Raw genomic sequence first — 15,970 nt, forward strand, 5'->3', positions numbered from 1 at the left:
ACATCGGTGGCGTGCGGGAGGGTCCTTCATGCGAGACTGGCGGGCCCGATTCAAAGAGCAGGGCTTGCGCGTACGGCGCCGAGCCGCCCGCCTCCGCGAAAGGCATGTCCGTTCCGGCCCATGGCTCGGCTTCGACCTGGCCGCCACCCTGGGCGTGATCGTGCTGGTCGCGGCCGGCTGCGGAAACACCGGCAACCTCGACGGCGATCTCACCAACGACTGGGGTGCGATGGCCCCGGCGACCGGCTTCGAGCCGCTGGCCGACACGTGCCACCTGGCCAACTTCGCGAAGACCGGCCCGCGCGCGACCTATGAAGAGGTCGACTGCGCGGTCCAGCACCGCACCGAGACCGTTTTTGTGGGCGCGTACACCGGGGCGGCGGCCGAGGCCGAGCAGCCGCCGTCGGACACCTCGGCCGGCGCGCGGGCCGCCTACGCGACCTGCGATCAGAAGACCAGCACGTACGTCGGCGGGCCGTGGCGGACCGCCCGGCTGTGGATCGGCGTGACGCACCCGTCGCCGGCCGCCTGGACCGGCGGCTCCCGCTGGTTCCGCTGCGACGTGGTCGAGCTGGACTCGATCGAGGACAACGGCGCGCTCGTCGAGCGGCAGGGCAGCCTGCGCGGCGTGCTGACGGCCGGCTCCGATCTGGAGCTCGGCTGCTACGCGATCAAGCTGAAGGACGGCGGCGCGATCGACACCATGCCCCCGTCGCCGTGCGGCGAGAGGCACAACGCCGAGTTCGTCGGGGTGTGGGAGGCGCCGTCCGCCGAGGCGTACCCGAGGGGCGACGCCGCCTGGGAGAAGTTCCACGACGGCTGCCGGACGGTGGTCGCCACCTGGGCCGGTGTTCCGGACGACAAGAACCTTCAATTCCGTACGGGTGTGGTGTCCCTGCCCGGGAATGCCGACGTCTGGGCCGAGGGTGACCGGGGCGTGCGCTGCTACCTGTGGCTGGACGGCGCCGAGCTGACGACCTCGCTGAAGGGCAAGGGGACCCGGTCCCTGCCGGTCCAGTACAAGTAACGGTGACCACTGATGGTGCCCCCGCCGTGACGGGTGCGCGCGAGCGGAGTGTACTGACACACATGTCACCTCTCGCGGATCTGCCGGCTCTGCCGCGCCGGCTCGCCGCCGCCGAGCCGGGCTGGAACGAGACCACCGACGTGGTCGTGGTCGGATCCGGCGTTGCCGGGCTGACCGCCGCGCTGCATCTGCGCGAGCTCGGCCTGCACGTCACGGTGGTCACCAAGGTCAACATCGACGACGGCTCGACGCGCTGGGCGCAGGGCGGGATCGCCGGCGTCCTCGACCCGCTGGACAGCCCCCAGGCGCACGCCTACGACACCGAGATCGCCGGTGTCGGGCTGTGCGACCCGGAGGCGGTGAAGGTCCTGGTCGAGGAGGGCCCGGCGCGGATCCGGGAGCTGATCCGCCGGGGCGCCGAGTTCGACCGCCACCCGGACGGCTCGCTGATGCTGACCCGGGAGGGCGGCCACCGGGCCGACCGGATCGTGCACGCCGGCGGCGACGCGACCGGCGCCGAGGTGCAGCGCGCCCTGCACGAGGCGGTCCGCCGCGACCCGTGGATCCGCCTGGTCGAGCACGCCCTGGTGCTGGACCTGCTGCGTTCGGCCGACGGCCGGGCCTGCGGGATCACCCTGCACGTGCTCGGCGAGGGCTCGGAGGACGGTGTCGGCGCGATCCTGGCCCGTGCGGTCGTGCTGGCCACCGGCGGGATGGGGCAGATCTACGCGTCCACCACGAACCCGTCGGTCTCCACCGGCGACGGCGTGGCGCTCGCGCTGCGGGCCGGCGCGGCGGTCACCGACGTGGAGTTCGTCCAGTTCCACCCGACCTCGTTCGTCAGCTCCGGGGTGAACTCGGTGCAGCGGCCGCTGATCTCCGAGGCGCTGCGCGGCGAGGGCGCGCACCTGGTCGACGAGAACGGCACGCGCTTCATGGTCGGCCAGCACGAGCAGGCCGAGCTGGCCCCGCGCGACGTGGTCGCCAAGGGCATCTACCGGGTGCTGCGGGCGACCGGGGCCGACCACGTCTACCTGGATGCGCGGCACCTCGGCAAGGAGTTCCTGGAGGGCCGCTTCCCGACGATCATGGCGTCGACCCGGGCGGCCGGGGTGGACCCGGCGACCGAGCTGATCCCGGTCGCGCCGGCCGCGCACTACGCCTCCGGCGGCGTCCGGACCGACCTGCACGGGCAGACCAGCATCGCCGGTCTCTACGCGTGCGGCGAGGTCGCCTGCACCGGCGTGCACGGCGCCAACCGGCTGGCCAGCAACTCGCTGCTGGAGGGCCTGGTCTTCGCCAAGCGGATCGCCGACGACATCGGGCGGGACCTGCCGGCCCAGGCCGAGCCGGTCCGGGTGAACATGACCCCGGCCTGGGTCGCCGACCCGGCGATCCGGTCCGACGTGCAGCGCACCATGAGCCGGGGCGCCGGTGTGCTGCGCACGGCCGACTCGCTCGACACCGCGGCCAAGGAGCTGTCCCGGCTGGCCGAGTCCCGGGCCACCCCGAACACCGCGGCCTGGGAGGCGACGAACCTGCTGACCGTCGCCACCGCGCTTGTCGCCTCGGCCCGCAGTCGCCGCGAGACCCGCGGCTGCCACTGGCGCGAGGACTTCCCGACCGCGGCCGACGAGTGGCGCGGCCACCTGCTGGACAGCATTGCCCGTGACGGCGGCATGACCCAGGACTTCCAGGAGATGCGATGATCGACTTCGGGCTGGACTTCGCGGAGGTTCAGCGGATCGTGCTGACCGCGCTCGCCGAGGACCTGGGCGACCCGCCGCGGGACGTGACCAGCGAGGCCACCATCCCGGCGGCCCAGTTCGACACCGCCGAGCTGGTGGCTCGGGCCGACGGCGTGGTCGCCGGCCTCCCGGTGGCGGCCGAGGTCTTCGCGATCACCTCGCAGGGGCACGCCGAGTTTCGCCAGGTCGCGGCCGAGGGCGACCGGGTCGTCCGCGGTGACGTGCTGGCCGTGGTGACCGGGCCGACCCGCTCGCTGCTGACCGCCGAGCGCACCGCGCTGAACCTGATCAGCCGGATGTCCGGTGTCGCCACCCACACCCGTAGGTGGGCCGACCAGCTCGACGGCAGCAAGGCGACCGTCCTGGACACCCGCAAGACCACGCCGGGGCTGCGGTCGCTGGAGAAGTACGCGGTCCGCGTCGGCGGCGGCACGAACAAGCGCATGGGCCTGTACGACGTCGCCATGATCAAGGACAACCACAAGCTGGCCGCCGGCAGCATCACCGCGGCCTACCGGCTGGTTCGGGACACGTTCCCGGACGTGACCGTGCAGGTCGAGGTGACCACGCTGGCCGAGGCCCAGGAGGCGGTGGCGGCCGGCGCGACGTTCCTGCTCTGCGACAACATGACGCCCGCGCTGCTGACCGAGGTGGTCGAGGCGATCGGCGGGCGGGCCGAGCTGGAGGCGACCGGGAACCTGACGCTCGCCACGGCCGCGGCGTACGCGGCGACCGGTGTGGACTACCTGTCGGTGGGTGGGCTGACGCACTCGTCGCCGATCCTGGACATCGCCATGGACCTGCGCCCACGGTGACGGTGCTCGCCCCGTACAAAATAGGGGTCTTGATTTTGATTCTTAGGGGCATCCGTGCTGCTTTGCATTGACATCGGTAACACGAACACCGTGCTGGCCACCTTCGACGGTGACAAGCTGGTGCACAACTGGCGGATCAAGACCGACGCCGCCTCGACCGCCGACGAGCTCGGCCTGATGTTCCGCGGGCTGCTGGCCGGCGACGCGGTGGAGATCACCGGCGTCGCGGCCTGCTCGACCGTGCCCGCGGCGCTGCGCAACCTGCGCACCATGCTGAAGCGCTACTACGGCGACGTGCCCAGCGTGATCGTCGAGCCGGGCGTGAAGACCGGTGTGCAGCTGGCCATCGACAATCCCAAGGAGGTGGGCGCCGACCGGGTGGTGAACACCCTGGCCGCGCACGCCCTCTACGGCGGACCGTCGATCGTGGTCGACTTCGGCACGACCACCAACTTCGACCTGATCAGCGCGAAGGGCGAGTTCCTGGGCGGCGCGTTCGCCCCGGGCATCGAGATCTCCTTCGACGCGCTGGCCGCCCGCGCCGCCCAGCTGCGCAAGGTCGAGCCGACCAAGCCGCGCTCGGTGATCGGGAAGAACACCGTGGAGTGCCTGCAGTCCGGGCTCTACTACGGTTTCGGCGGTCAGGTCGACCGGATCGTCGAGCGGATGGTCGAGGAGATCGGGCCGGTCAAGGCCGTGATCGCCACCGGCGGCCTGGCCTGGCTGGTGAAGGACGAGTGCCGCACGCTCACCGCGCACGAGCCGATGATCACGCTGATCGGGCTGCGGATGGTATATGAGCGGAACGTCTGAGCCGGGCTGAGTAGGCTTTCCAGGTCTTTGCCAAGCCTCCCACTACACAGGAAGACGTGCCGTGACCGAGCAGAACGTGCCAGTGACTGACCCCGCCGAGGATCTTCCCGAGCAGATGAAGGTCCGCCGGGCGAAGCGGGACCAGATGCTGGCCAAGGGCGAAGCGCCCTACCCGGTCACCGTCGCCCGGACCATCACCCTGGCCCAGATCCGCCAGCAGTACGCGGAGCTGCCGACCGACACCGCCTCCGGCGACCAGGTCAGCATCACGGGCCGGGTGATCTTCATCCGGAACGGTGGCAAGCTCTGCTTCGCGACCCTGCGCGAGGGGGACGGCACCGAGCTGCAGGCCATGCTCTCGCTGGACAAGGTCGGTGCCGAGCGGCTGGAGGACTGGAAGCGTCTGGTCGACCTGGGTGACCTGGTCGCGGTCACCGGTGAGGTGATCACCAGCCGGCGCGGGGAGCTCTCCGTTCTCGCCGATTCCTGGTCGATGAACGCGAAGGCGCTGCGCCCGCTTCCGGTCGCGCACAAGCCGCTTTCCGAGGAAACCCGGGTGCGGCAGCGTTATGTGGATCTCATCGTTCGTCCGCAGGCCAGGGACACTGTGCGTACTCGCGCAACCGTGATCCGTAGTCTTCGTGAGTCACTGTTCCGCCGCAATTTCCTCGAGGTGGAAACGCCGATGTTGCAGTTGCTGCACGGCGGCGCCACAGCGCGTCCGTTTGTGACTCACAGCAACGCACTGGATACCGATCTTTATCTGCGGATCGCGCCGGAACTATTTTTGAAGCGGGCCGTGGTCGGTGGCATCGACCGGGTCTTCGAGATCAACAGGAACTTCCGTAATGAGGGCATGGACTCCAGTCACTCCCCGGAGTTCGCCATGCTCGAGGCCTATCAGGCGTATGCCGACTACAACGTGATGCAGGCCCAGGTCCAGGAGTGGATTCAGGAGGCCGCACAGGCCGTCTCCGGCTCGTACGTGGTCACCCACTACGACGGCACCGAGGTCGACTTCGGCGGCGAGTGGAAGCAGATCACCCTGTTCGGCTCGATCTCCGAGGCGCTGGGCGAGGAGGTCACGATCGAGACCGATCTGGCCCAGCTCCAGGCGTACGCGGAGAAGGTCCAGCTCGGTGTCGACCCCAAGTGGAGCGCGGGCAAGCTGGCCGAGGAGCTGTTCGAGCACCTCGTTCAGCACACGCTGCAGGCGCCGACCTTCGTCCGGGACTACCCGGAGGAGACGGCCCCGCTGACCGCGGCCCACCGGGAGACGCCCGGCCTGACCGAGAAGTGGGACCTGTACGTCGGCGGTTTCGAGCTCGGCACCGCGTATTCGGAGTTGGTCGACCCGGTCGTCCAGCGCGAACGTCTGCACGCACAGTCGCTGCTGGCGGCCGGCGGCGACGCCGAGGCGATGCAGCTGGACGAGGATTTCCTGCGTGCGATGGAGTACGGAATGCCGCCCACCGGTGGCATGGGAATGGGAATCGACCGGCTGTTGATGGCGCTCACCGGCCTGGGCATTCGGGAAACGATCCTGTTCCCGTTGGTCCGCCCGGAGTAGCCGTCCGTCAATTATCGCCCCCGCCATTGACGGGCGATGTCCCCCTGGCGTTATTGTTCTCCCATTGCGTGGGAGAGAACCTGTGTTCGGGAGGATAACGGCGCGTGGCCAAGCAGATCATTCACAAGCTGGTCGATGACATCGACGGCGGCGACGCCGACGAGACGGTGAAGTTCGCTCTCGACGGTATTCAGTACGAGATCGACCTCTCCGAGAAGAACGCCGCGGAATTGCGGGAGGTCTTCGCTCAGTTCGTCGGAGCCGGCACCAAGGTGGCCCGGGGCGGTGTGGTCGTCGGTGGCCGCGCGGCTCGTGGCCGTGGCGGTGCGGCGGCCGACCGGGAGCAGAACAAGGCTATTCGGGAGTGGGCCAAGAAGTCCGGTCGCGACATCTCCGACCGCGGGCGCATCCCGCAGGAGATCGTCGACGAGTACCACGCGAAGGGCCCCGGCCGGGCCTGAGCTGACGCAGAGAGGGCGTACCGATCATCGGTACGCCCTCTTCGTGCTTCCAGTACGGTTATCCACAGGGCAGCCATGGTTGTCCACAGGCTGTGGATCAGAGGGATTTCGCTGTCCGCGTACACGTTCGGGTAGGGGAACAGCCGCTGAGCGTGCGAAGTTGGCTAAATCAACGTTGCGGATCGTTTCGAGGGGCTGCGAGGGCCCAGCGGATCCTCCCGGCGGCGATAGAGTTACTGCACGGGTATCACCGATGCCCGTGCGCTGGCCCCGCCAGTTCAATTGGCGCACGGCACGTGAGGAGCACGAGGGCATGTTCGAGCGGTTCACCGACCGAGCGCGACGGGTTGTCGTCCTGGCCCAAGAAGAGGCCCGGATGCTCAACCACAACTACATCGGCACCGAACACATCCTGCTCGGTCTGATCCACGAAGGAGAGGGTGTCGCCGCGAAGGCTCTGGAGAGCCTCGGCATCTCCCTCGAGGGCGTGCGACAGCAGGTCGAGGAGATCATCGGTCAGGGTCAGCAGGCGCCGAGCGGGCACATCCCGTTCACGCCGCGGGCGAAGAAGGTGCTGGAGCTATCCCTGCGGGAGGCGCTGCAACTCGGCCACAACTACATCGGTACCGAGCACATCCTGCTCGGCCTGATCCGTGAGGGCGAGGGCGTCGCCGCCCAGGTCCTGGTCAAGCTGGGCGCCGACCTGAACCGGGTCCGCCAGCAGGTCATCCAGCTGCTCTCCGGTTACCAGGGCAAGGAGCCGGCCGCCGCGGGCACCGCCACCGGCGAGGCCGCGCCGTCCACGTCGCTGGTCCTCGACCAGTTCGGGCGCAACCTGACCCAGGCCGCCCGCGAGGGCAAGCTCGACCCGGTCATCGGCCGGGAAAAGGAAATCGAGCGGGTCATGCAGGTGCTGTCCCGCCGCACCAAGAACAACCCCGTGCTGATCGGCGAGCCCGGCGTCGGTAAGACCGCCGTGGTCGAGGGCCTGTCCCAGTCCATCGTCAAGGGTGAGGTCCCCGAGACGCTGAAGGACAAGCAGCTCTACACGCTCGACCTGGGCGCACTGGTCGCCGGCTCGCGCTACCGCGGTGACTTCGAGGAGCGCCTGAAGAAGGTGCTCAAGGAGATCCGCACGCGCGGCGACATCATCCTGTTCATCGACGAGATCCACACCCTGGTCGGCGCCGGCGCCGCCGAGGGCGCGATCGACGCGGCCTCGATCCTCAAGCCCATGCTGGCGCGAGGCGAGCTGCAGACGATCGGCGCGACCACGCTGGACGAGTACCGCAAGCACCTGGAGAAGGACGCCGCGCTTGAGCGCCGCTTCCAGCCGATCCAGGTCGGCGAGCCGTCCCTGGCGCACACCATCGAGATCCTCAAGGGCCTCCGCGACCGGTACGAGGCGCACCACCGGATCAGCATCACCGACGCCGCCCTGGTGGCCGCCGCGACGCTGGCCGACCGGTACATCTCGGACCGCTTCCTGCCGGACAAGGCGATCGACCTGATCGACGAGGCCGGCGCCCGGATGCGCATCCGCCGGATGACCGCGCCGCCGGACCTCCGTGACTTCGACGAGCGCATCGCCCAGGTGCGTCGCGACAAGGAGTCCGCGATCGACGCGCAGGACTTCGAGCGCGCGGCCCAGTTGCGCGACAAGGAGAAGACCCTGCTCGGCCAGAAGGCGCAGCGGGAGAAGGAGTGGAAGGCCGGCGACCTGGACGTGGTGTCCGAGGTCGACGACGAGCAGATCGCCGAGGTCCTGGGCAACTGGACCGGCATCCCGGTCTACAAGCTGACCGAGGAGGAGACCTCCCGGCTGCTGCGCATGGAGGACGAGCTGCACAAGCGCGTCATCGGCCAGGAGGATGCGGTCAAGGCCGTCTCCAAGGCGATCCGGCGTACGCGGGCCGGTCTGAAGGACCCGAAGCGCCCGTCCGGCTCGTTCATCTTCGCCGGCCCGTCCGGTGTCGGTAAGACCGAGCTGTCCAAGGCCCTGGCCGAGTTCCTCTTCGGCTCCGAGGACGCGCTGATCCAGCTCGACATGTCGGAGTTCCACGACCGGTACACGGTGTCCCGGCTCGTCGGTGCCCCTCCCGGCTACGTCGGTTACGACGAGGGCGGGCAGCTGACCGAGAAGGTGCGGCGCAAGCCGTTCAGCGTGGTGCTGTTCGACGAGATCGAGAAGGCCCACCCGGACGTGTTCAACACGCTCCTGCAGATCCTGGAGGACGGTCGGCTGACCGACGGTCAGGGCCGGATCGTGGACTTCAAGAACACGGTCATCATCCTGACCACCAACCTGGGTACCCGGGACGTGGCCAAGGCGGTGTCGCTGGGCTTCCAGGCCTCGGAGGACACCGAGTCGAACTACGACCGGATGAAGGTCAAGGTCAACGACGAGCTCAAGCAGCACTTCCGGCCCGAGTTCCTGAACCGTATCGACGACACGATCGTCTTCCACCAGCTCCGTGAGCAGGAGATCCTGCAGATCGTGGACATCTTCACGGCCCGCATCGAGGGCCAGCTGAAGAACAAGGACATGGGTCTGGAGCTGACCGACAACGCCAAGAAGTACCTGGCGAAGAAGGGCTTCGACCCGGTCCTGGGTGCCCGGCCGCTGCGCCGCACCATCCAGCGTGAGCTGGAGGACACCCTGTCCGAGCAGATCCTCTTCAACGAGCTGCGCCCCGGCCAGATCGTCGTCGTGGACTGCGAGGGCGACCCGGCCAACGTGGAGAAGTCCAAGCTGGTCTTCCGCGGCGCCGAGAAGGCGGGTGCGGTGCCCGACGCAGTGCCGGCCGACCTCGGCGCGGCCACCGGCGAGGAATGATCCGCTAGTCAGCACTGTGGAACGGCCCGGTCGCGTTCGCGCGGCCGGGCCGTTCCGTGTCATACCCGGGTACTACCTGGGGATTAATACCCCGGGGTGATGTCGGCGACCGGACCCCGTCCATAGATTCCGGTCCATGACGACGATGGCCCGCATCACCCAGTCCGTCCTCTACAGCTCCGGCCTCGCGCTGGTGAGCGCGGCAAGCCTCGGCCTCGCCCTGATCGGGCGGCCCGCCGCCGCGGTCCAGCTCGCCAACGGATGGCAGAGCCGGCTCGGCGAACCGGCCGGACTGCCCGGCCGGTTCGGCCCGGCGACGGGGAACGCCGCGGTCGGGCTGGTCCTCGGGATCCTGGCGCTGATCCCGCTGGGATTCCAGGTCCTCTTCGTGGCCCGGGGCATCCTCTACGGCTGGGTCGACCCGGGGCCGTACGACACCTCCTGGGGCGGGCCCGGCCGGGGCGGCGCCTGGGCGGTCCACTTCCTGGTCGGCGTGCCGATCGCCGCGGCCGGGATCGCCGCATTGGTGGGGATCGCGGCACTGCACCGGCGCTGGACGGCGCGGATGGCCGGCGAGCGCGGGGGCGCTTGGGTGCTGCCGGTGATCCTGACCGGGACGGCGGCCGAGGTGGTCTTCTTCATCGGCTGGCTGCACCAGATCTGAGCGCGCGCTTTAATGCGTGGCCGCCCCGGCCCCGAGCGCTGATCATGTCTGGATGCGCGAGATCCGGGCCGTCTACGACGAGGACACGATCACCGTCTATCAGGCGTACTCGCCGGCCATCGCCGAGCCGGCGGTGCGGGCCGGGCGGTTCGTGCCGCCGTTCAAGCGTGAGCGGATGACGTGGATCAAGCCGTCGTTCCTGTGGATGATGTACCGCTGCGGCTGGGCGACCAAAGAGGGTCAGGAGCACGTGCTGGCCGTCTCGATCACGCGAGCGGGCTTCGAGTGGGCGCTGGCCAACGCCATGCTCAGCCACTACGAGCGCGGGATGCACGCGGACCGGGCCGAGTGGCAGCGCGCGCTCAAGCGGGCCCCGATCCGGGTGCAGTGGGACCCGGAGCGGGACCTGCGGCTGCGAGAGCTGCCCTATCGGTCGCTGCAGGTGGGGATCGGCGGGGCCGCGGTGGGCCGCTACGTCGACGAGTGGATCACCGGGATCACCGACGTGACCGGCCTGGCCCGGGAGATCCGGGCCAGGCTCGACGACGGGGACGACATCGGGGCGGCCGCGCTGCTGCCGGACGAGCGGGGGTTATCCCTTGCCGGCGACGATCGGGGCGCCGCTCGGGGCGTGAACCTCGACGGCGGGTGTGCCTTCGGCTTGCCTCCCCGCCGGGGCGGTGACCGGGACGGGACTCTTCCGGGGACGGCGGGGGCGGGCTGCCGTCGTACCCCATCAAAGGGGTTGAACTTCGCCTTTCGGGGCATCGCCGGCGAGCATGAACTCCTCTGAACCGAAGGCCTCGACCAGGCCGTCGTCGACGAGACCGCTCAGGGCGCGGGCCCGCTGGACCTCATCGCTCCAGACCAGGTCGAGACGCTGGCGGGGGACCGGACCGGTGGCGTGGCGCAGCACCTCCAGGAGCAGGCCGCGCACCTGACGATCGGTCCCGGCGTAGCGCTGCGGCTTGCGGCTGGGCCCCTCGGGCAGCGGCTCGCCGGTCAGGCGCCAGGCGCAGACCAGGTGGAACGGGCAGTCCACGCATTTCGGCGAACGGGCCGTGCAGACGATCGCCCCGAGTTCCATGAAAGCGATGCTGGCGCGAGCGGCCCTGGCCCGGTCCTCGGGCAGCAGCTCCTCCATCGCGACCAGGTCGGCCGCGGTGGTGGCCGGACCGGCGTCGGGCTTGCCCTCGACGACCCGGGACACGACCCGGCGGACGTTGGTGTCCACGACCGGGTGCCGCTGGCCGTACGCGAACGTCGCCACCGCCCGCCCGGTGTACGTCCCCACCCCGGGCAGGGCCAGCAGCTGATCCAGATCGTCGGGCACCCGGCCGCCGTGCCGTTCCACGATGGCGAGCGCGCAGGCGTGCAGCCGCATCGCCCGTCTGGGGTACCCCAGACGCCCCCACATCCGGACCGCCTCGGACTGCGGGTCGGCGGCCAGCGCGGCCGGCGTGGGCCAGCGGGTCATCCACGAGCGCCAGGCCGGTTCGACCCGGACGACGGGTGTCTGCTGCAGCATCACCTCGCTGACCAGGACACCCCAGGGTGTGGTTTCCGGCTGCCGCCACGGCAGGTCCCGGGCATTGGCGTCGTACCAGGCGATTGCTTCGTCGGCGAGAGTCATAGCAGGACTTACTGTAGGCGGGTGCCGGAGACCGCTGACACCGACGCTTTCGGACAGCATGAGATCGATCACTGCGCGGGCGAGGTGGCCCTTGCGCACGGGATTTTTCAGCGCGAGGTCAATCTCTAACGAGCTTTCCGTGAGTTGGTGTCGCGTGTCCGGCGCGTCGCGCGCAATGGCAGTGGGTGTCCGGGTTTACGGTGGGGCCCATCATGCGTGCGACGGTTGGTCCCCTCCCTTCCGCGGTCTACTGGCGGCGGCGTGCGGTCGTGCTCGGCGCTCTGCTGCTGGGCATCATCGCGCTGTTCGTGGCGTGCACCCACGACGACAAGAGCCCGAACACCAAGAACGCCGCGTCGTCGGGATTGCCGACACCGGCGCCGGCCTCCGCGTCGGCCAAGCCGAGCGGCTCCGCGACACCCGCCGACGACGATCTGCTCGCCTCGGCGCCGCCCGGTGGTGGCCAGGCCAACCCCGACCCGGTGCAGTCGGCCGACCCGGACGGTGACAGTGGCCTGCTGCCGCCGGTCAACTCGGGCACCAGCGGGACCAACAACGGGACCAACACCAACACCAACGTCCAGCAGGGCAACTCCTGCTCGGACGCGGAGATCTCGGTGACGCCGGTGCCGGCCAGCACCTCGATCAAGCGCGGCGCGAGCCTGGCGATCACCTTGCAGATCAAGAACATCGGTTCCCGTACGTGTACTCGTGACGTCGGCGCCGACCCGCAGGAGCTCTACCTGGAGCAGGGCGCGCAGAAGTACTGGTCGTCCGACAAGTGCAGCACCGTCAAGGGCAACGACGTGCAGACGTTCAAGCCCGGTGACCAGCGGGTCTACAACATCACCTGGAACGGTCGCCAGTCCACGGCGTGCAGCGGCTCGGCCGCCTCCGGCCCGGCCCCCAGCGCCGGACAGTACGAACTGCGCGGCCGGCTCGACGCGATCCTCAGCAACCCGGTCGTCCTGACCATCTCCTGAGTTTGGTCGCGGCCCTCGAGCTCTACCTGGACGTCGACGCCACCCGGCGCGTCCGGACACTGTGGCGTGCCCTCGAAGAGGAGGGCATCCCCACCCTCGGCTCCCTGCACCAGAAGCACCGCCCGCACATCTCGCTCGCGGCGGCCCGGACGATCGACCCCGACGCCGCCGCGAAAGCACTGGACGGCCTCACCGTCGGGCGCGGGCTGTCACTGCGGATGGACTTCGCCGGCCAATTCGTCGGACGGGTCCTGTGGCTCGGTGTGACCATGACGACCGAGTTGATGGAGCACCACCGGATCGTCCACGAACGGCTGTCAGCGGGCGGCGTGGAGGTCTGGGAGCACTATCGGCCCGGGCTCTGGGTGCCGCACTGCACGGTGTCGATGCGGGTGCCCAACCCGATGATGGCGCCGGCGATCCGGCGGTGCCTGGAAATCCTGCCGCTGACCGCCACGGTCACCGGCGCGGCGATCGCCGACCACGCGAACGACATCGCCCACCCGCTATAAGAAGATCAACTTCAAGATCTTCATTGCCTCGGTCCGCCGTGGTCCAGATCGTCGCTCCCGCGGGGACCCTTCCGACCCTCGCAGGGCCGTGGCCGGCCCAGAACGCGAGGCCCGAAAGGGCGGCCTGGGCGGGTGGGCGCGGTCAACCCAAAACCCCCGCACTCAGGCGCGATGCTCCGGGATCGACGCCTCGGTGGGCCGGAATCAGACGTAGCGTTCCAGGATCGAAGCCTCGGCCAGCCGGGACAGGCCCTCACGCACCCCGCGCGCACGAGCGTCCCCGACCCCCTCGACCGCCTGCAGATCCTCCACCGTCGCCCCCAGCAGCCGCTGCAGGCTGCCGAAGTGATCCACCAGCCGGTCCACGATCTGGCCGGGCAGCCGCGGCACCTTGGCCAGCAGCCGGAACCCGCGCGGCGACACCGCGGCGTCCAGCGCGTCCGAGGCGCCCTGATAGCCGATCGCCTTGGCCACCGCGACCAGGTCGATCATCTCGGTGGCGGTGAGCAGATCCAGCTCGACAAGCGCCTCGTCGAGCGTGCGGGCCTTGCGCCCGGACGGCAGATAGTCCCGGATCACCAGGGTGCGGTCCGAGTCGACACCGGCCATCAGCTCGTCGAGCTGCAGGGCGAGCAGGCGCCCGTCGGTGCCGAGCTCCACCACATATCCCGAGATCTCGTCGGCGATGCGGCGGACCATCTCCAGCCGCTGGACGACCGAGACGGCGTCGCGGACGGTGACCAGGTCCTCGATCTCCAGCGCGGAGAGTGTCCCCGACACCTCGTCCAGCCGGAGCTTGTAGCGCTCCAGGGTGGCCAGTGCCTGGTTGGCCCGGGACAGGATGGCGGCCGAGTCGTCCAAAACGTGGCGCTGCCCGTTCACATACAGCCCGATGATGTGCATGGACTGGCTCACCGAGATCACCGGGAAGCCGGACTGCTTGGCGACACGCTCGGCGGTGCGGTGCCGGGTGCCGGACTCCTCGGACGGGATCGACGGGTCGGGCATCAGGTGCACGGCGGCCCGGACGATGCGGGTGCCGTCACTCGAGAGCACCACGGCGCCGTCCATCTTGCACAGCTCACGCAGCCGGGTCGCGGAGAACTCGACGTCCAGCGGGAAGCCGCCGGTGCAGATCGTCTCCACCACCGAGTCGTAGCCGAGAACGATCAGCGCGCCGGTGCGGCCGCGAAGAATGCGTTCCAGACCGTCGCGCAGGGCGGTGCCCGGAGCCATCAGGGCAAGGTTGGCCCGGATCGGATCGCTGGCGCCCCCGGTGAGGCCGACGCCGGTCAACGGGGGCACCGCGCGGTGGCCCGCACCGTTGACGCCGGGGCGCGGCGTTGAACTGGCGGCGGACTTGGAACCATCGCGGTCGAGCGGCACCGGTACAGTCTACGAACTGCGAAACAGAGCAACGAGGCATGGTTCGATGAATGCTCCGTAGCGTGATGATTCGTCACTCTGGGTCACCCTTTGTTGTGCTCGGCCGAAGCGCGCGCGGCGCTCTGCAGCGCTGATCGCAGGTCGCCGACCTCGATCACCTCCATGCCCTTGGGCGCCACACCCTCGCCGCTGGTCGTGCTGCCCGGCGGGACCAGGGCCACCCGGAAGCCGAGCCGGGCCGCCTCGGCCAACCGCCGGCCGACCGCGCTGACCCGGCGGATCTCCCCGGTCAGGCCGACCTCACCGATCGCCACCAGGGTCGGCGCCATCGCCAGATCCAGCCCGCCGGACGCGACCGCGAGCGCCATGGCCAGGTCGGCCGACGGCTCGATCAGGCGGATCCCGCCGACCGTGGCCGCGAACACCTCACGGTTGTAGAGCTTCAACTGTTTGGTGCGGCGCTCCAGCACCGCCAGCACCATGGCGAGCCGAGCGCTGTCGAGGCCGGACACCGTCCGCCGCGGCGAACCCTGCACCTCGGCCCCGATCAGCGCCTGCACTTCGGTGACCAGCGCCCGCCGGCCCTCCATGGCGACCGTCACACAGGTGCCCGGCACCGGCTCCTGATAGCGGGTCAGGAACAGCCCGGACGGGTCGGGCAGGCTGGTGATGCCGCCCTCGTGCATCTCGAAACAGCCCACCTCGTCGGCCGCACCGAACCGATTCTTCACCCCGCGCACCAGACGCAACGACGAGTGCTTGTCGCCCTCGAAGTGCAGCACGACGTCGACCAGGTGCTCCAGGACCCGGGGGCCGGCGACCTGACCGTCCTTGGTGACGTGACCGACCAGGACGGTGGCGATGCCGCGCTCCTTGGCGATCGAGACCAGCGCCGCGGTGACCGCGCGGACCTGGGTGACGCCACCGGGCACGCCCTCGGTGCCGGGGGCCGAGACGGTCTGCACCGAGTCGAGGACCAGGAGACCGGGCTTGACCGCGTCCAGATGGCCGATGACCGTACCCAAATCGTTCTCGGCGGCCAGGAAAAGACGCTCGTGCAGGGCGCCGAGCCGCTCGGCCCGCAGACGGACCTGGCTCACCGACTCCTCACCGCTGACCACCAGCGACGGCGTGCCGGCATTGCTGGCCCACTGCTGGGCCACGTCGAGCAGCAGGGTGGACTTGCCCACACCGGGCTCGCCGGCCAGCAGCACCACCGCGCCGGGCACCAGGCCACCGCCGAGCACCCGGTCGAGCTCGCCGACCCCGGTCGCCACGGCCCGCGCGGGCGCGGCACTGATCTGCGAGATCGGGCGGGCCGGCTCGGCCGGCATGCGCGAACTGACCACCTTGCCGGAGACCCCGACGGTGACCGTCGACTCGATGACCGAGCCCCACTCACCGCACTCCGGGCACCGGCCCAGCCATTTCGGCGGCTGGTGGCCACACGCGTCACACACGTAGGCCGGCCGGGCCGCCTTGGAACTCGTCCGAGAGGTCGTCACCCGGCCAAGTTAGCCGC

The 15,970-nt window shown here is 69.8% G+C and carries 13 protein-coding genes and 1 pseudogene; 11 read left to right on the plus strand and 3 right to left on the minus strand.

The window, feature by feature from the left end:
• Window positions 1–28 precede the first annotated feature (28 nt).
• The 9 genes and pseudogenes from ACSHV8_RS43030 to ACSHV8_RS43070 all read left to right on the plus strand — a co-directional run bounded on the left by ACSHV8_RS43030 (window position 29) and on the right by ACSHV8_RS43070 (window position 10,569).
• Window positions 29–1,027, plus strand: coding sequence for a septum formation family protein (locus tag ACSHV8_RS43030; protein ID WP_436525739.1), 999 nt, complete (start codon window positions 29–31; stop codon window positions 1,025–1,027).
• Window positions 1,028–1,089: 62 nt separating this feature from the next.
• Window positions 1,090–2,736, plus strand: a complete 1,647-nt coding sequence (locus tag ACSHV8_RS43035) for an L-aspartate oxidase (RefSeq protein WP_436525741.1) — start codon at window positions 1,090–1,092, stop codon at window positions 2,734–2,736.
• The gene (gene nadC, locus ACSHV8_RS43040; RefSeq protein WP_436525743.1) at window positions 2,733–3,590 is read left to right on the plus strand and encodes a carboxylating nicotinate-nucleotide diphosphorylase; all 858 of its coding nucleotides are present in this window, start codon (window positions 2,733–2,735) and stop codon (window positions 3,588–3,590) included. The genes ACSHV8_RS43035 and nadC overlap by 4 nt, the downstream gene beginning before the upstream one ends.
• Before the next feature lie 54 nt (window positions 3,591–3,644).
• Window positions 3,645–4,403: a type III pantothenate kinase gene (locus ACSHV8_RS43045; protein ID WP_436525745.1), complete on the plus strand. Its 759-nt coding sequence runs from the start codon at window positions 3,645–3,647 to the stop codon at window positions 4,401–4,403.
• A gap of 61 nt (window positions 4,404–4,464) precedes the next feature.
• On the plus strand, window positions 4,465–5,973 hold the full coding sequence (gene lysS / locus ACSHV8_RS43050; protein ID WP_436525747.1) for a lysine--tRNA ligase: 1,509 nt from the start codon (window positions 4,465–4,467) through the stop codon (window positions 5,971–5,973).
• 104 nt (window positions 5,974–6,077) lie between these two features.
• Window positions 6,078–6,434 carry a histone-like nucleoid-structuring protein Lsr2 gene (locus ACSHV8_RS43055; protein WP_436525749.1) on the plus strand — a complete coding sequence of 119 codons (357 nt, stop codon included), beginning with the start codon at window positions 6,078–6,080 and terminating at the stop codon, window positions 6,432–6,434.
• Between the two features lie 313 nt (window positions 6,435–6,747).
• The gene (locus ACSHV8_RS43060) at window positions 6,748–9,270 is read left to right on the plus strand and encodes an ATP-dependent Clp protease ATP-binding subunit (protein WP_436525751.1); all 2,523 of its coding nucleotides are present in this window, start codon (window positions 6,748–6,750) and stop codon (window positions 9,268–9,270) included.
• A gap of 136 nt (window positions 9,271–9,406) precedes the next feature.
• Entirely contained in the window at window positions 9,407–9,934 is a 528-nt protein-coding gene (locus tag ACSHV8_RS43065; RefSeq protein ID WP_436525753.1) for a hypothetical protein, read from the plus strand.
• 52 nt (window positions 9,935–9,986) lie between these two features.
• A pseudogene (locus tag ACSHV8_RS43070) lies at window positions 9,987–10,569 on the plus strand (DUF4291 domain-containing protein).
• 101 nt (window positions 10,570–10,670) lie between these two features.
• On the opposite strand, the gene ACSHV8_RS43075 reads toward ACSHV8_RS43070, so the two are convergent.
• On the minus strand, window positions 10,671–11,567 hold the full coding sequence (locus ACSHV8_RS43075; protein WP_436525755.1) for an A/G-specific adenine glycosylase: 897 nt from the start codon (window positions 11,565–11,567) through the stop codon (window positions 10,671–10,673).
• A gap of 212 nt (window positions 11,568–11,779) precedes the next feature.
• Between ACSHV8_RS43075 and ACSHV8_RS43080 the strand changes: the two genes are divergently transcribed.
• Window positions 11,780–12,550, plus strand: coding sequence for an adhesin (locus tag ACSHV8_RS43080; protein ID WP_436525757.1), 771 nt, complete (start codon window positions 11,780–11,782; stop codon window positions 12,548–12,550).
• A 2-nt stretch (window positions 12,551–12,552) separates the two neighbouring features.
• Complete coding sequence (locus ACSHV8_RS43085) at window positions 12,553–13,062, plus strand: 2'-5' RNA ligase family protein (protein WP_436525759.1); 510 nt, start codon at window positions 12,553–12,555, stop codon at window positions 13,060–13,062.
• 204 nt (window positions 13,063–13,266) lie between these two features.
• Here the strand turns inward: ACSHV8_RS43085 and disA are convergent, their stop codons facing one another.
• Window positions 13,267–14,367 (minus strand): DNA integrity scanning diadenylate cyclase DisA, encoded by a 1,101-nt coding sequence (gene disA, locus ACSHV8_RS43090; protein ID WP_436537203.1) that lies wholly within the window; start codon window positions 14,365–14,367, stop codon window positions 13,267–13,269.
• Between the two features lie 164 nt (window positions 14,368–14,531).
• Window positions 14,532–15,953, minus strand: coding sequence for a DNA repair protein RadA (gene radA / locus ACSHV8_RS43095; RefSeq protein WP_436525761.1), 1,422 nt, complete (start codon window positions 15,951–15,953; stop codon window positions 14,532–14,534).
• Between the last annotated feature and the right edge of the window lie 17 nt (window positions 15,954–15,970).

Origin of the sequence: Actinoplanes sp. HUAS TT8 (assembly GCF_051380535.1) — a bacterium.
GTDB lineage: Bacteria > Actinomycetota > Actinomycetes > Mycobacteriales > Micromonosporaceae > Actinoplanes.

Excerpts from the sequence above, each read along its gene's own strand:
- ACSHV8_RS43065 (WP_436525753.1), top strand. The coding sequence starts at position 9,407 with ATGACGACGATGGCCCGCATCACCCAGTCCGTCCTCTACAGCTCCGGC.
- ACSHV8_RS43075 (WP_436525755.1), bottom strand. The coding sequence starts at position 11,567 with ATGACTCTCGCCGACGAAGCAATCGCCTGGTACGACGCCAATGCCCGG.
- nadC (WP_436525743.1), top strand. The coding sequence starts at position 2,733 with ATGATCGACTTCGGGCTGGACTTCGCGGAGGTTCAGCGGATCGTGCTG.
- ACSHV8_RS43030 (WP_436525739.1), top strand. The coding sequence starts at position 29 with ATGCGAGACTGGCGGGCCCGATTCAAAGAGCAGGGCTTGCGCGTACGG.
- ACSHV8_RS43080 (WP_436525757.1), top strand. The coding sequence starts at position 11,780 with ATGCGTGCGACGGTTGGTCCCCTCCCTTCCGCGGTCTACTGGCGGCGG.
- ACSHV8_RS43060 (WP_436525751.1), top strand. The coding sequence starts at position 6,748 with ATGTTCGAGCGGTTCACCGACCGAGCGCGACGGGTTGTCGTCCTGGCC.
- ACSHV8_RS43035 (WP_436525741.1), top strand. The coding sequence starts at position 1,090 with ATGTCACCTCTCGCGGATCTGCCGGCTCTGCCGCGCCGGCTCGCCGCC.